Source organism: Azoarcus sp. PA01 (assembly GCA_001274695.2).
Taxonomy (GTDB): Bacteria; Pseudomonadota; Gammaproteobacteria; order Burkholderiales; family Rhodocyclaceae; genus Aromatoleum.
Genome location: LARU01000002.1, coordinates 86350 through 101925, shown reverse-complemented (window position 1 = coordinate 101925; position 15576 = coordinate 86350). Strand labels below are relative to the sequence as shown.

General features: G+C 69.5%; 12 protein-coding genes. 5 read left to right on the top strand and 7 right to left on the bottom strand.

The window, feature by feature from the left end; translation table 11 throughout:
* Window positions 1-50 precede the first annotated feature (50 nt).
* From PA01_01535 to PA01_01525, 3 genes are read right to left on the bottom strand one after another with little or no spacing between them, the layout of a single operon-like run.
* Window positions 51-866, bottom strand: coding sequence for an endonuclease/exonuclease/phosphatase family protein (locus PA01_01535; GenBank protein KON80502.1), 816 nt, complete (start codon window positions 864-866; stop codon window positions 51-53).
* Window positions 838-3042, bottom strand: a complete 2205-nt coding sequence (locus PA01_01530) for a VTT domain-containing protein (GenBank protein ID KON82229.1) — start codon at window positions 3040-3042, stop codon at window positions 838-840. Before PA01_01530 ends, PA01_01535 begins: the two co-directional genes overlap by 29 nt.
* 35 nt (window positions 3043-3077) lie before the next feature.
* Window positions 3078-3653, bottom strand: a complete 576-nt coding sequence (locus PA01_01525) for a bacterioferritin (protein ID KON80501.1) — start codon at window positions 3651-3653, stop codon at window positions 3078-3080.
* A 300-nt stretch (window positions 3654-3953) separates the two neighbouring features.
* Between PA01_01525 and PA01_01520 the strand changes: the two genes are divergently transcribed.
* Window positions 3954-5141, top strand: a complete 1188-nt coding sequence (locus tag PA01_01520) for a glycosyltransferase family 1 protein (protein KON80500.1) — start codon at window positions 3954-3956, stop codon at window positions 5139-5141.
* A gap of 37 nt (window positions 5142-5178) precedes the next feature.
* Window positions 5179-5667: a phosphatase PAP2 family protein gene (locus tag PA01_01515; protein ID KON80499.1), complete on the top strand. Its 489-nt coding sequence runs from the start codon at window positions 5179-5181 to the stop codon at window positions 5665-5667.
* On the opposite strand, the gene PA01_01510 is transcribed toward PA01_01515, so the two are convergent.
* Genes PA01_01510 through PA01_01495 form a run of 4 tightly spaced genes read right to left on the bottom strand, consistent with a single transcriptional unit; the run spans window position 5586 to window position 9632 of the window.
* Window positions 5586-6440: a polysaccharide deacetylase family protein gene (locus tag PA01_01510; GenBank protein KON82228.2), complete on the bottom strand. Its 855-nt coding sequence runs from the start codon at window positions 6438-6440 to the stop codon at window positions 5586-5588. The two genes, PA01_01515 and PA01_01510, sit on opposite strands and share 82 nt — an antisense overlap.
* Entirely contained in the window at window positions 6434-7600 is a 1167-nt protein-coding gene (locus tag PA01_01505) for a glycosyltransferase (protein KON82227.2), read from the bottom strand. Before PA01_01505 ends, PA01_01510 begins: the two co-directional genes overlap by 7 nt.
* Complete coding sequence (locus PA01_01500) at window positions 7597-8172, bottom strand: hypothetical protein (GenBank protein ID KON80498.1); 576 nt, start codon at window positions 8170-8172, stop codon at window positions 7597-7599. Before PA01_01500 ends, PA01_01505 begins: the two co-directional genes overlap by 4 nt.
* A 14-nt stretch (window positions 8173-8186) precedes the next feature.
* Window positions 8187-9632, bottom strand: a complete 1446-nt coding sequence (locus tag PA01_01495; GenBank protein KON80497.1) for an RNA polymerase factor sigma-54 — start codon at window positions 9630-9632, stop codon at window positions 8187-8189.
* A 697-nt stretch (window positions 9633-10329) separates the two neighbouring features.
* Here PA01_01495 and PA01_01490 point away from each other — a divergent pair.
* The 3 genes from PA01_01490 to glgX all read left to right on the top strand — a co-directional run bounded on the left by PA01_01490 (window position 10330) and on the right by glgX (window position 15574).
* Window positions 10330-10752, top strand: coding sequence for a DUF4142 domain-containing protein (locus PA01_01490; GenBank protein ID KAI5913108.1), 423 nt, complete (start codon window positions 10330-10332; stop codon window positions 10750-10752).
* 135 nt (window positions 10753-10887) lie between these two features.
* The gene (locus PA01_01485; protein ID KON80496.1) at window positions 10888-12009 is read left to right on the top strand and encodes a mechanosensitive ion channel family protein; all 1122 of its coding nucleotides are present in this window, start codon (window positions 10888-10890) and stop codon (window positions 12007-12009) included.
* A gap of 91 nt (window positions 12010-12100) precedes the next feature.
* Window positions 12101-15574 carry a glycogen debranching protein GlgX gene (gene glgX / locus PA01_18435; protein ID KAI5913006.1) on the top strand — a complete coding sequence of 1158 codons (3474 nt, stop codon included), beginning with the start codon at window positions 12101-12103 and terminating at the stop codon, window positions 15572-15574.
* Window positions 15575-15576: the final 2 nt, after the last annotated feature.

Here is a 15576-nt window from a genome sequence, read left to right as displayed (position 1 = left end):
GTCGGGTTCCTCCTGACGTTCCTGACGGCGCACGGGGTTCGCGTTCAAGTTCATGCCGGCGTCGCGCTTGCCGCATCGCGCACGCGCACGTGCGGGATCACCGGGCGCCTGCCGGTGGCGATGATCGCCTTCACCGGAAGGTGGTCGGAGGCCTTGCGCGAAGTGGGCGAACGGTGCGTCTCGAACGCCAGCAGGTTGTGGCGGGGCCGCACCCACACGCGATCGAGCGCGAACATCGGCAGCCACACTGGAAACGAACGCTCCGCCGGCGCGTGGCCGAGGATGCCGTGCAGCCAGCGCAATGGACGGCCGAGCGGCAGCCATTCGTTGATGTCGCCGAGCACGACGACGATCTGGTCCATCGGCAGATGGTGCAGCAGCTTCAGCATCTTCTGCACCTGGAAGCGACGTTCCGCAGGGCGCAGGCCGAGATGCGTGACGATGACGCGCACGATTTCGCCTTCGACGTCGAGGTCGACTTCGAGCGCGCCACGCGGCTCGCGCCGGTTGAAGCTCAGATCGTGCTGGCGCACGCCCAGTACCGGCCGCCGCGTCAACAGCGCGTTGCCGAATTCGCCTTCGTGCCGCACGATCGTGTGGCCCGCGATCGCCGTCATCGACGCGGCGTGCGCGAGAAAGTCGAGCTGCATCGAATCGTGGCCGCCGTCCGGCCGGTTATCGACTTCCTGCAGGCCGATGGTGTCGCAGTTCAGCTCGCCGATGACGCGTGCGACGCGTGACGCGTCCTCGCGCCGGTCGCTGCCGATGCAGCGGTGGATGTTGTACGTCGAGATCCGCAGACAATCGCTGCCGAGCGCCTCGTCGAGATTGCGCCAGCTAGCGAGCCCGGTTGCCTGTGTCGCCATGCGGTACGGTCTCCCTGTGCTGGCTCACGAGCCAGCGGCGGACCGCCAGCGTCAGCAGGCTCACGCCGACGACGGCGGCGGCGAGCACGGTGTAGTTGATCTGCGCCGGATCGTTCAGCGCGGCTTCGAGCTGGTCGCCGAAGATCGTCGTCGCCAGCGTGCCGGGCAGCATGCCGATCAGCGTGCCGAGCATGAAGTGCCACAGCCGGATGCCGATCGCCGCAGCGACCAGGCCTTCGACTGCGAAAGGCGCCAGCGGCACGAGCCGCAACGCGGTCACCGCCAGCAGGCTGCGGCGGCGCAGCGTCTCGGTGACGCGCCGCAGCGGGCGACCGGCGAAGCTGTGCACGGTGTGGCGCGGCAGGTACATGCCCGCGACGTAGGTCAGCAGCGCCGCGATCAGGATGCCCGACAGCGCATACGCGAAGCCGAGGAATGGACCGAACGCGACCACTGCCGCGAGCGTGATCAGCGGTCGCGGGAACATCACGATGCACGCCGGCGTGTAGGCGACGAGGATCACCAGCGGCGCCCACGGGCGGCCGGCGAATTCCTCCGCCCAGGCGGTGATGCGCGAGGCGTCGACCCACGCGGCGAGCGGAGTGTAGTGCCACATCGCGGTGAGGGCCGCGACCACGGCGAAAAACAGCCCCACTTTCAGCGCAACGCGCTTGATGAAGTTGCGCCGGTTGCGCGGCGTGACCTCTTCCTCGCCCGCGACTTCCGGGCTGAACTCCTCGACCAGGCGCTCGAGCGAAACCGGCGCCGCCGGATCTCCGACGCTCGCCAGCCCGATGACGGTCTCGGGCCACTCCGGCAGGCGTTCGATCGGCTTGAGCGTGCGGGCGCGTCCCGCGAGGGCGTCGATCGCACCGCGCAGGCTTCCCTGCTCGCGGAACGCGTCCTCGACCTGCTGCGGCGCAACGTCGAGGTGTTCGGCGAGCAGCTCGTTGCGAAACGCGTGGATCGTCGCGGCCACCTGCGGGTCGCCGCGCGCTTCAAGCGCCGCGTCGCATTCGGTGTCCATGCCCATCGAGCGGTTGCACAGGTTTGCCGAGCCGATGCGCAGGATCTCGTCGTCGACGATCATCAGCTTCGAATGAAGATCGATGCAGATGTTTTCGTCGAGGCCGTCGACGTGCGGATAGAGGATGTGGAACCGCCCGTAGTGGTCGGCAGCGCGCAGGCGCTGGATGAGGCGCGTGCGCAACACGTGCATCGTGTGTTCCTCGAGCCAGCCGTGGCTGAACAGGCGCACGACGACGACGATCTCCGGTCCGTCCGGTTCGGCGAGTCGCGCGGCGAGCGCCTCGCCGATGCGGTACGCGGTGAAGTACTGGTTCTCGATGTAGATCAGTCCGCGGGCGGCGGCGATCATGTCGAGATACAACGCTTCGACTTCATGCACGCCTACCTGCAGCGCGGTTTCGGGCAAGGTGCGCGCGAGCGCGACATCGATGTCGGTGAAGTCGACGTCGAGCGACGCCGGCCAGCGCGACGGCGCCGGCGCCGGGGGCGGCAGCGCGTGGCCGGTCGCGCCGAGCCAGCGTGCCCGGGCGATACCGGCAAGCGCGAGCGCCGCCGGGCCCTCGACGGCCATCATCAGGTCGTGGAACGGTGGGTAGCGTACTTCGCCGCACACGCGGTGCGGTTCGGCAGGACTGTGGGCGGGAGTGTCCCAGCGTCGTTCGGTCAGGTCGAAGCCGCCGATGAAAGCCAGCGCATCGTCGATGACGACGATTTTCTGGTGGTGCGAGCCGCTGACCGGATGCGTGTTGTCGTAGGCCAGATGCACGCGCCGATGCGCGCGCCAGCCGAAGCCATAAGTCGGCGGCAACTCGCGGTCGACGCCGAACACCAGCGGGTAATCCCAGTCGAGGATGTGAACGTGCAGGTCGCGCCGGCGCCGCGTGAGCCAGTTCAGGAAGTCGCCGAGGCGAGCCGGAGGGCCGTCGCGGGTCTCGGCGGCGAAGTGCAGGCGGGTGTTGCTGTTGAAGTCCCAGGCCAGGATCAGGATCGAACGCGTGGCGCGCTCGGCAGCGGCGACGAAGGCCTTGAAGTACGCCTCGCCATCGACGAGCAGCCCGACCCGGGCTGCCCGCGCGACGGTGAAGCAATTGACGCCGGGCTGGAACAGGCTGTCCCCGGGATCCCGGTGTTTCCGGCTTTCGTTCAACGGCGGCGCATCCACCGGCTGCAAGATGCCCTCCGTCAGCCAGCACGCGCGCCGATCTGCTCGATCAGCGACTGCATGTCGTCGGCGTGTTCTTCCTCGACGGCGAGGATGTCCTCGAGCAGGCGCCTTGTCGTCGGGTCAGTCGCCCCGATGTACTGCACCGCTTCGCGATAGCTGTCGATCGCGATCCGCTCGGCGACCAGGTCTTCCTTGATCATGTCGATCAGCGACGCGCCTTCGATGTATTCGGCGTGGCTGCGGGCAGTGAGCGTATCGGGGGAGAAGTCCGGTTCCCCCCCGAGCTGGGTAATCCGCTCGGCTATACGGTCCGCATGTTCCTCTTCCTCGTGCGCGTGCTCGAGAAACTCGTCGGCGACGCCTGCCGAAGTCAGCCCCTTGGCTGTGTAGTAATGACGTTTGTAACGCAGCGCGCACACGATCTCGGTCGCGAGCGCTTCGTTGAGCAGCCGCAGGATCGTGTCCCGGTCGCCAGCGTAGTTTTCGGTCAGCGCGCCTTCCTCGATGTGCCGTCGCGCGCGTTCGCGCAGCGTCTTCACGTCGGACAGCATCGCCGGGGCGGGGGAGGTCTGCGGGTCGGGCTGGCTGGGCATGTAAGACTCCTGTCAATTGTGAGGATGAAACGCGCAGCGAGGGCGCCCGGCAACGAGCACGACTTCCGACTTCCAGCAAGTCCGGCGGCGATCGGCGTCCCGGGGGAAGGACGGCGATCGTCTGCATGGCTGGACGACTTCGCCAGGTTCGTCATCTTTGTTCCGGGGCCCTCGCGACGCTCCATGCGAACAGCGTGCCCGGAGGCGGGCTACGGGGGCCGGGCACGAGGCTTGCTCACCTGCTCACGCTTTCCCGCCGGACGACGGCGGAACGCCGCGCCGCAGTCGAGGAGGACACGAATGAAAACAGCACTGTCGATCGCGCTGGTCACCGAAACCTATCCGCCGGAGCTCAACGGCGTCGCGTTGACCGTCGAACGGGCGTTGCGTCACCTGCTCGATGGCGGCCATCGCGTCGGACTGGTGCGGCCGCGGCAGAGGACCGATCGCGTCGGCATGACGCCGGCGACGGCGACGATGCCGGCCGATACGCTGTGCGTGCGAGGCCTGCCGCTGCCGCGCTATCCGGGCCTGCAACTGGGCTTGCCGGCGCCGCTGCGCCTGCTGCGCCACTGGCGGCAGACCCGGCCGGATGTTGTGCATGTCGTCACCGAAGGCCCGCTCGGCTGGTCGGCGCTGTTCGCGGCGCGTCAGCTCGGCATTCCGGTGACGAGCGACTACCGCACGCATTTTCAGAAATACAGCGGCTATTACCGCCTCGGGCATCTCGCCCACGCGATCGACGCGACGCTGCGCAGCTTTCACAACCGTACCGACCTGACTTTCGTCGCGACCGCGGCGCTGGCCGACGAGTTGCGCAGCTGCGGCTACCGCCATCTCGCGTGCGTCGGCCGCGGCGTCGACACGGAGCTCTTTTCCCCGCGCCGCCGCAGCGCCGCGCTGCGCGCGAGCTGGGGCCTCGGCCCCGGGCAGCTGGCGGTGCTCCATGTCGGCCGCCTCGCGCCCGAGAAGAATCCTGCCGTCGTGCTCGAGGCGTTTCGCGCGCTGCGCGAAGCGCATCCCGGCGCACGGCTCGTGTGGGTCGGCGAAGGCCCGCTGCGCCGGCAACTCGAGCGTGACGCAGCCGACCAGGTGTTCGCCGGCGTGCAGCGCGGCGTCGCGCTCGCCGAGCATTTCGCGTCGGCCGACCTGTTCCTGTTTCCGAGCGTCACCGAGACGTTCGGCAACGTCACGCTCGAAGCGATGGCGAGCGGCCTGCCGATCGTCGCCTACGACCTCGGCGCCGCGCGCGAACACCTCGTCGACGGGGTCTGCGCGCGCGTGCTGCCGCCGGGCGGTGACGCGGGCTTCATCGAAGCGGCCTGCGCGCTGGCGGCGGACGCCGACGCACGCCGCGCGTTCGGGGTGGCGGCGCGGCAGGTCGCCGAGCAGCTCGCGTGGCCGCTCATCCTCGAGCGCTTCGAAACCCACCTTGCCGCACAGGCCGCGCGCAATGTTCCCACCGGTGACATCGCAACGGCGGCCTGAGCCGCGCGCCCGCCTGCTGGCACTCGATTGCGCGTGCGTGATCGCGCTCAATCGCGTGCTCGCGCACCGCCGCTGCACCGTGTGCGCACGCTGGATCAGCCGACTTGGCGACGGCGAGTCGTGGGTCGTGCTGGTGGTCGCGCTGGCGCTGCTGCAGGGGCCGCTCGGCGCGCGCTGCGCAGTGCACCTGATCGCGGTCGGCGCGGCCGGCCTGACGCTGTATCTGCTGATCAAGCGCCGGGCGTGCCGCCCGCGCCCCTACGTCCGGCTGCAGGGGCTGCGCTTGTGCGCGCCGCCGCTCGACGAATTCAGCTTCCCGTCCGGCCACACGCTCCATGCGGTCGCGTTCGCCGTCGTCGTGTCGGCCTATTTCCCTGCGCTGGGTGTGGTGCTGGTGCTTTTCGCGGTGCTGACCGGAGTCGTGCGCGTCGTGCTCGGCCTGCATTATCCGAGCGACGTGCTCGCGGGCGTCGCCGTGGGTGGGGCGGTCGCCGCGCTGTCGCTCGTGGTCATGCCGCCGCTGTGAGGCGCACCGGCGCCCAGCGCCGCGCGCAGCGTGTTCGCAAAACCGATTTTCGTCATCGCGACGCGTTGCTGCAGCAGCTTTTCGAGGAGCCGCTGCGCCTGATGCACGACGGTCGGATGGAGCGCGTCGTCCGGGTGCAGCGCGAGACGCGCGAGCACGGGGTCATGGTGTGTCAGGCGCGCGTTGCGCGCCAGCGACAGCCCCAGGCGCCAGCGGCTGCGCGTGCTGTAGACGACGCAGGGCGCGGCCAGCGCGCGCCGCGGGTGCAACAGGTGGAAGTGTCCGAGCGACGTCGTGTAAGCGAACGCCGAATCGTCGAGCGCCTGCCAGGCGCCCGCACCGAGCAGCCACGCCGGCGCGATGAAGCCGTACAGCGGCCAGCCCGCATCGCGGAACCACGCCTCGCCGGCGCGCAGCCGAGCCGCCGCCTCGTAGCGGGCCAGCGCGGCGAATTCGCCTTCCCCGCACGTCAGCACGCGGCGCCGCAGCCAGTCGCGCACCGAGCTCGGCGCCGGCGCGTCGTCGAGATGGAAAAGCCCGTGCAGCGCCAGCTCGTCGCCGGCTTCGAGCTGTGCGGCGAGGGCTGCGCGATACCACGGCGGCTCCCCGTCGCCGCGGCGGTGGTAGTCCGGCACGACCAGCAGGGTATGCGGCACGGCGGCGACTTTCGCGAGCGCCGCGAGCAGCCTCTCGCAGCGGCTCCAGGTTGCGGGTGCGACGTCGTGGAGCGAAACGCACACGGCGGCGCGGACCCCGCCGAGGTCGCTCAACACGCCGCGGCCTGCGTCGCTGCGCCGCCCAGCGCCGCGTAGCGGGCGACGATTTCGGGCATCACGCGCTGCCAGTCGTGGCGTTGTGCGCGGCGGCGCGCGGCGAGCTGCAGCGGGACGGGGTCGCGCGCGAGCACGGCGCTGACCGCGTCCGCGATCGCGACGCCCCGCGGCGCGTCGGGCGGCACGGCTGCACCGACTTCGTCATCGACGAGTTCCGCCAGCGCGGCGGCGCGCACGGCGACCACCGGGACGCCACAGGCCATCGCTTCGAGCGCGGCGAGGCCGAAAGTTTCCTGGTCGCCGGCATGGACGAACACGTCGCAGCTCGCGATCAGGCTGGCGAGCTGTGTAGCGTCGCCGATGAACGGCACGACGCGCACATCGGGTCGCGCAGCCGCCGGCCCGCTGCCGACGAGCACCAGCACGTGCCCCGCTCCGAGCCGGTCGAGGGCGGCATGCAGGTGGGGCAAGTTTTTTTCGGCGGCGAAGCGGCCGACGAAAACCATCAGCCTGTCGCCGGGTTGTACGCCAAGGTGCGTGCGCCACGCTGCGTCGCGGCGCTCCGGACGGAACACCGCGGTATCGACGCCGAGCGCCTGGCGGTGGACGCGTGCGATCCCGAGCGCACGCAGGCGCTCGACCATGCACGCACTCGGCGCGAGGACTGCGTCGAACTGCGAGTACAGCCGGCGCACATACGCTTCGGCGAGCCGCTCGGCGGGCGCGCCGCCGAGCTTGCGCGCGAGGCGGGGCAGATCAGAATGATAGAAGCCGGTGACCGGCACGCCGAGCGCCTGGCCTGCGTCGAGCGCCGCCCACGCGAGATGGTAGGGATCGCCCGCCTCGATGAGGTCCGGGCGCAGCGCGACAAGCGCCCGCACTGCCGATCCGCTGGCGATCGGCAGGCGGTAGCCGTGCGAGAACGGCAGCGGCACGCTCGGGACTTCCGCGACCGACTCGTCCGGGGCCGCGGCCCGGCTCGGCAGCACGAGCGAATGACGGTAGGGCGGGCGGGCCTGCAGCCAGCGCCGCTTTTCCTGCAGGTAGCGGCGGATGCCGCCGCTGTGCGGGGCATAGAACATCGTCACGTCGCAGACGTGCATCGGCGTGCTCCGGCGGGGCGGGGCGGCGAAAGCGAAACCGTCGCCGCTGTCGCTCATGCTCCGGTCGGCGTTCCCGGCGGAGTCGCGCGATACACAACTTCGAGCGGACGGCGCGGATCGTAGTCCTGCCAGTCGCCTTCGGCCCACGTGCCGGTCGCGCGTTCGATCTGCCGCGCGCCGCACTCGGTGAGGACCGACACTGCGACGGCGTCGCTGCCGGGGCGGTCGACGCGCACGCACAATACCGGGCCGGCCGGCGGCTCGACCGGGTGCTCGACGCTCGCCTGGTCGGGATGCGCGGAGTGGGTGCGGCCCAGTGCACCCGCGAGCGAACCGACGTAGGCGCCGACGCCGGCACCCGCGAGCGCGCCGATCGGTCCTCCGATGCTGCCGATCGCCAGCCCCGCCGCGCCGCCGATCAGCGCGGTCGTGGCTGCGCCTTTGCCGGCTTCGCTCGCGCCCTCGTCGCTCGCGGCGTCGCCGCCGAAGCGCCGCAGGCCGTGCTGGCCCGGCGGGTTCAGGTAGTACGACGAGTATTCATCGGCGGCAAAGTCCCGCGCCGCGATTGCCGCGCGGGCCCGTTCGAGCTGTTCGGCCTGCTCAAAATGGCCAACGATGATCGACGACATCGATGTTCTCCGTTTCACGCATTGCCAACGACTCCGACCGGCATCACCGGCCGGTGCGCCACGCGTCGCAATTCGACGCTCGGGACCCGCATCAGCGTACGGTACTTCGTCACCGTGCGCCGCGCGAGCCGCAGCCCCTGCTCGGCAAGAAGCCGTGCGAGCTGGGCGTCGGACAGCGGGTGCAGCGGATCTTCGGCGGCGATCAGCTCCTTGAGCAGCGCGCGGATCGCCATCGCCGAGCACGTGCCGCCGTCGTCGGTCGCGAGCTGACGCGAGAAGAAATACTTGAACTCGAACAGGCCGCGCGGCGTCGCCATGTACTTGCCGTTGGTCACGCGGCAGACCGTCGATTCGTGCAGCTTCAGCTCGCTGGCGATGTCCTTCAGCGCGAGCGGCTTCATCGCGACTTCGCCGTAGCTGAAGAACACGCGCTGATGCGCGACGATCGCGTTCGCGACGCGCTGGATCGTGCTGAAACGCTGCTCGACGTTGCGCAACAGCCAGCGCGCCTCCTGCAGCAGGCGGTGGAACGACGCGTCGCCCGAACTGCGGCCGGCGGCGATCTCGGCATACGCGCGATTGAGCCGCACATTCGGCTGCACTGCCGGGTTGAGCGTCGCGACCCAGCGCCCGCGCACCTGCCTGACGATGATGTCGGGCACGACGTAGCGGGTGTTGTCGGGCGCGAACGTGCGCCCCGGGCGCGGATCGAGGGTGCGGATCAGCGCGCGCGCGGTATGCAGCGCGGTTTCGTTGCAGCCGAGCAGCTGCTGCAGGCGCGGAAATTCGCGGTGGGCGAGCAGCTCGAGGTGGTCGGTGACGATCGCCAGTGCGATGTCGCGTCCGACGGTTTCCGGGTCCAGCGCCTGCAATTGCAGCAGCAGGCACTCCTGCAGCGATCGTGCGCCGATGCCGGCCGGCTCCAGCTGCTGCACGTAGCGCAGTGCGGCGCCGAGTTCGCGCACATCGACGTGTTCCTCCGGGAGGATCATCTCGGCCAGCTCTTCGAGCGGCGTTTCCAGGTAGCCGGCGTCGGTCAGCTCGTCGACGATCATGTGCGCGAGCGTGCGGTCGCGCTCGCTCATCGGCGACAGCAGCAACTGGCTGCGCAGGTTCTCGCGCAGGCTCACCGGCGCTTCGGTCCATTCGGTCCAGTCGTTTTCGTCGCCGTGCGACTGCGTCTGGCGGCGCTCGTCGTAAGCCGGCGCGGGGATGGGGACCTCTTCCGGCTCTCGAGCCGTCTCGTCGGCCTCGGCAGCGGAGGAGGTCGCGGTTTCGCCCGATTTCAACGGCATTGCCGGAGCTTCGTTTTCGTCCTCGAGGAAGGGGTTCGTCGAAACGGCCTGCTCGACCTCCTGGGCGAATTCCAGCGACGAGAGCTGAAGAAGACGAAGCGCCTGCTGGATCTGGGGCGTTATCGCCAAGTGCTGGCGTAAACGAAGTTCCATTCCAAGACTCATGGGATCTCCTGCTAGCTGGGAAAAAGTGCGCCTTTTGCATCGGGCGCTCGTCGTTTCGGCGCAAAAGGCGTGCCAGGCAATTGAGGTGCCGTGATGCCTCGCTCTGGGGCGTGTGCCCGGCCCGGCAACGCCTTTCACACACGCACGTTTTACATCCCGGGAGTAAGAATTGCCCCGGCACGGCCCGCTCCGCCAACCCGCTGCCGGACTTGCTTTCGCTGCGCTGCAAGACCGGGCCGCGCAACGCGAAAACCGCCCGAAATGGGCCATGTTTTCTGTCCTCCTGCACAGCGGGCACGCGAAATGCATCATTACCCACTGCTCGGGCAGGGGTGGAGCGCCCCGTGCAGGAGCGTTCACGGCCTCACGGCCGCGCACGGAGGCCGCAACGGGGCGGATCCGGAATAACGACAGGAGGTCCCATGGAAAAAAGTCGAATTCAAGCCCGCGCGAAGATCGTTGCGCTCGCCGCCGGCCTGATAGTGAGCGTCGCCGCCTGTGATCGGGCGGACGAAGTGCCGCCGCCGAATCCGACCGACACCCCGAACGTTCCGGAGCCCGTGAATCCCGCGACCGTGCCCAGCCCGCCCCGACGCCGACACCTCCACCGGACGGCACGGCGGGCAGTGCGGCAGGCACCGCGACGGCGCCGGGCGAGGCCACCGCCGGACCGATTGCCGGCGTCGACCGTTCGTTCATTTCGGAAGCGATGTCGCGCGGGCTCGCCGAAGTCGAGGCCAGCCGGCTGGCGGCGACGAAAGGGGCCGATCCGAAGGTGAAGTCCTTCGCCGAGAAGCTGCAGAATGACCATACGGAAGCCAACCAGAAGCTGCAAAGCCTCGCCACGAGCAAAGGCATGACGGTGAGCACGACGGTGGATCCCGCGGCTCAGGGCAAGCTCGACGAACTCGAGAAGCTGTCGGGCGCGGAGCTCGACCGCGCGTACCTCGAAAACTTCGGTGCAAACGCGCACAAGGAGACGATCGCGCTGTTCGAGCGCCAGGCGCGCGACGGGCAGGACCCGGACCTCAAGGCGTTCGCCGAAGAGACGCTCGGCGTGCTGCGCAGCCATCTCGAACTGGCGCAGCAGCTGCAGCCCGCGGGCGCGGCGGCGCAGTGAGAACGGGGAGCGCATCCCGGCCGCTCTCGTCCCGACAGGCCGATGAGCTGCACGCGGATCGTTGAAGCGCATGGTGGCGACCGGACGACGCAGCGCAGCCCGGTTGCCACCCCGGTCGCTCGGGGGGAGGCGGCGATGACAGATGTGCTGGCGAGCCCTCCGTGGATCGCCGTGGCGTTGCGGATCGTCAGCGCGGCGCTGGTCGGCCTGGTGCTGCACTTCGTGCTGCATTTGATCGCGCGTCGCGCGGCAGCGCGCTTCGTGCTTGCGGAGCGGGTCGTTGCCTATACGCGGCGCACGTCGCAGTTCCTGATCCCGTTGTTGCTGGTTCATCTTTCGCTTGCCGACGCGCCGCTGCCGGCGGGTTTCCTCATCGGCCTGCGCCAGGCGCTGTCGATCGCGATCATCCTGCTGGCGACGGTGTTCGTCGTGCGGCTCATCGCGGCCGCGGCAGACGTCGTCGCGATGCGTCACCCGACCCATACCGCGGACAACCTGCGCGCGCGCAGCGTGCAGACGCAGGTACGGGTGCTCGCGCGCATCGCGATGTTCGTCGTCGGCGTCCTGGGTGTGGGCTCGGTGCTGATGACGTTTCCGAACGTGCGCCAGCTCGGCGCGAGCCTGCTCGCCTCGGCGGGGCTCGCCGGCATCGTCGCCGGCTTTGCCGCGCGCCCGGTGCTCGGCAACCTGATCGCCGGCCTGCAGATCGCCCTGACCCAGCCGATCCGCATCGACGACGTGCTGATCGTCGAGGACGAATGGGGGCGCGTCGAGGAAATCACCGAGACCTACGTCGTCGTGCGGATCTGGGACGACCGGCGGCTGATCGTGCCGCTCGAGTATTTCATCCAGCATCCGTTCCAGAACTGGACGCGCCATACGTCGGACCTCATCGGTTCGGTGTTCCTGTGGGTGGATTTCCGCATGCCGATGCCGCCGCTGCGCGAGGAGCTCCGGCGCATCGTCGAGGCCGCGCCCGAGTGGGACCAGCGCGTGTGCGTGCTGCAGGTCACCGATGTGTCGGACCGGGCGATGCAGCTGCGCGTGCTCGTCAGCACCGCCGATGCCGGAAACGGCTGGGAGTTGCGCTGCAAGGTCCGCGAGCAGCTGATCGCGTACATGCAGCAGGACTATCCGCAGTATCTGCCCCAGCTGCGCACGGCGCTGCTGCGCGACGCGGAGGCGAGCGAGCCGGCGGCGGCGCGCGTCGGCATGCCCGAAGGCCCGGCAGTCCGCGAGGAGTCGATCACACCATGAACCGCAGCTTCGACACGATGCTGCAACCCCGGCGCTGCGCCGTGCCTTCCCGACGACGGGCCTCATCGACCGCGAGCAGCGAGGTGGCGCGATGATGGGCGGGTTGATGCACGGCTTTCTCGCGTCGATGAAAGAGGGGCTGCCGTATCCGCTCGGCGCGACGTGGGATGGCGAAGGCGTCAATTTCGCGCTGTTTTCCGCGCATGCGACGCGCGTCGAGCTGTGCCTCTTCGACGACAGCGGGCGCATCGAGGTCACGCGCGTCGATCTGCCGGAGTTCACCGACGAGATCTGGCACGGCTACCTGCCCGGCGCCGGGCCGGGCCTCGTCTACGGTTACCGCGTGCACGGGCCGTACGTGCCCGAGCAGGGACACCGCTTCAACCCACACAAGCTGCTGCTCGACCCGTACGCGCGGGAAATCGTCGGCCGGCTCCGGTGGGGGTCGGCGCTGTTCTCGTACGAACTGCGCGGCAAGAAACCGGGCCACGGCTTCGACAAGCGCGACAGCGCCCCTTTCATGCTCAAGGCGCGCGTCGTGGCCCCGGCTCCGGAACTGCCGCGGCCCGACCGCCCGCGCGTGCCGTGGGAGCGCACGGTGTTCTACGAAACGCACGTGCGCGGCCTGACGCGGCTGCATCCGGCAGTGCCGCCGCGCCTGCGCGGCAGCTTCGCCGGCCTCGGGTCGCCGGTGATCATCGAGCACCTGAAGTCGCTCGGCGTGACCTCGATCGAGCTGCTGCCGGTCCACCTGTTCGTCGACGACACGCATCTCACCGAAAAAGGGCTGCGCAACTACTGGGGCTACAACTCGCTCGGCTTTTTCACGCCCGATCCGCGCTATCTCGCCGGACGCGCGATCGTCGAGTTCCGCGACATGGTCGCCCGCCTGCACGAAGCCGACCTCGAGGTGATTCTCGATGTCGTCTACAACCACACCGCCGAAGGCAACGAACTCGGCCCGACTTTCTCGTTCAAGGGGCTCGACAACGCGTCGTACTACCGCCTGAACCCGGACGAGCCGTGCTACTACATCAACGACACCGGCACCGGCAACACGATGAACCTGAACCATCCGCGCGTGCTGCAGATGGTGCTCGACAGCCTGCGCTACTGGGTGCTGCAGATGGGCGTCGACGGGTTTCGCTTCGACCTGGCGACGATCCTCGGTCGCGAAGCGCACGGCTTCGATCCCGGCAGCGGCTTCTTCGACGCCTGCCGCCAGGACCCGGTGCTGAACCGCGTCAAGCTGATCGGCGAACCGTGGGACTGCGGCCCCGGCGGTTACCAGGTCGGCGCCTTTCCGCCGGGCTGGGGCGAGTGGAACGACAGCTTCCGCGACGCCGTGCGCTCGTTCTGGAAAGGCGACGAGGGGCGCGCGCCGGAGCTGGCGACGCGGCTCGCGGCGTCGGCGGACCGCTTCAACCGCCGCGGCCGGCGGCCGTGGGCGAGCATCAACTTCATCACCGCGCACGACGGCTTCACGCTGCACGACCTGGTTTCCTACAACGACAAGCACAACGAGGCCAACGGCGAGGCCAACAACGACGGCCACGACGACAACCGTTCGTGGAACTGCGGCGCCGAAGGGCCGACCGACGATCCGGGCATCATCGCGCTGCGCGAGCGGCAAAAGCGCAACCTCCTCGCCACGCTGCTGTTCGCGCACGGTACGCCGATGCTGCTCGCCGGCGACGAGTTCGGCCGCACGCAGCGCGGCAACAACAACGCGTACTGCCAGGACAACGAGATCAGCTGGGTGAACTGGGCGGACATCGACGCCAGCGGCAAGCGCCTGCTCGCATTCGCGCGCCACCTGCTGGTGCTGCGCGACGCGCTGCCGGTGCTGCGCCCCGGGCGTTTCTCGACCGGCGAGATGCATCCGGTCCATGAGGTGCGCGATGTCGCATGGCTGACGCCCGCCGGCACCGAACTGGAAGAGAAGGAGTGGGCCGATCCACAGATGCGCTGCTTCGGCATGCTCGCCGACGGCCGCGCGCAGCACACGGTCGTGCCGCACCCCGGCAGCGACGTCATCGTGCTGCTGATCGTCAACGCCGGACACGAGGCGGTCGAATGGACGCTGCCGCACGTGCGCAGCGCCGGGCCCTGGACGCGCCTCGTGAATACCGACTCGCCGGACGGGCCGGCGTTTCCGACGTTCGCTGCCGGCCACCGGGACGCGATCGGCGCCCGCTCGCTGCTGCTATTCGCGGCCGCCGCGGACAAGCCTTCGGCGATGTTCATCGACGGGCTGCTCGTCGGCCTGACGGCGCGCGGCGCGCGGTCACGGCTGCAGGGCGACGAGACGGAACGGGGCGGGGACGGGCGCAGGGAAGGGGAAGGCCGCAGGGAAGGGGAAGGCCGCAGGGAAGGGGAAGGCCCCAGGGAAGGGGAAGGCCCAGGGAAGGGGGTGGCGATGCCCAACCGGACTGAAGTGCTGCAGGCGAGCTATCTGCGCCGCATTGCGCTCGACGAAGGCGGGTTCCGTTACGTGTGGCCGGACGGCACCGCGTACCGCGACGCCGAAGGGCTGGCGCGCATCGCAGCGCTCGCGGTGCCGCCGGCCTACACCGACGTGTTCGTCAGCCCGGACCCGGACGACGAGCTGCAGGCGTTCGGACGCGACGCGCGCGGGCGCCTGCAGTATCGGTATCACGCCGACTTCGTGCAGAACAGCGCGATGCGCAAATGGCGCCGGCTGGCCCGTTTCGCCGCGGCGCTGCCGAGGCTGCGTGAAGTCGCGAGCGCCGATTTGCGCCTGTCCGGGATGCCGCGCCGCAAAGTCCTCGCGTTGCTGACGCGGCTGCTCGACCGCGTGTATTTCCGCGTCGGCAGCACGAGCTACCTGCGCGCGCACCGCAGCTACGGGCTGACGACGCTGCGCAAGCGGCACGTGCGCCTCGAAGGCCAGCGCATCGTTTTCTCGTATCGGGGCAAGCACGGCGTGCACCAGTACCAGAAGCTGCGCGACCGCAGCCTCGCCGCCAGCATCGGCCGTCTGCTCGCGCTGCCCGGCAGCGCGCTGTTCCAGTACCACGACGAGCACGGCACGCTGCGCACCGTGCAGGCGACCGATCTCAACGCGTATCTGCGCGAGGCGATGGGTCCTTTCACCGCGAAGGATTTCCGCACCTGGGGCGGGACGTTGCGGGCCGCGGAATTCCTCGCCGCGGCCGGTCCGGCCGACAGCGAACGTGCGGCGTCGCGAGTTCTCGTCGATTGCGTCAAGGCGGTGGCGGCGGAACTGGGCAACACCGCGGCGGTGACGCGCTCGAGCTACATCTGTCCGGTGATCTTCGATCGCTATCTGGGCGGTGAGGTGCTCGACGACTACGTCCCCGAGGCCGGGGACGACGGTGCATGCGGTCTGTCGCGCAACGAGATCGCGCTGCGCCGCTTGCTTGAAAGCCGCCTGCGCCCGGCGCGGGGCGCTGTGCGGGCGAGGCCGAGGCCCCAGTCAAACCCGTCGGGCTCGGCGGGCCGTGGTGCCGGCGGGCGCGGCTGCTCTCCGATTTCGTTGTCCGCGGTGGTCGTGCCGCGGCATGTGCTTACGTGGAGGTGAAT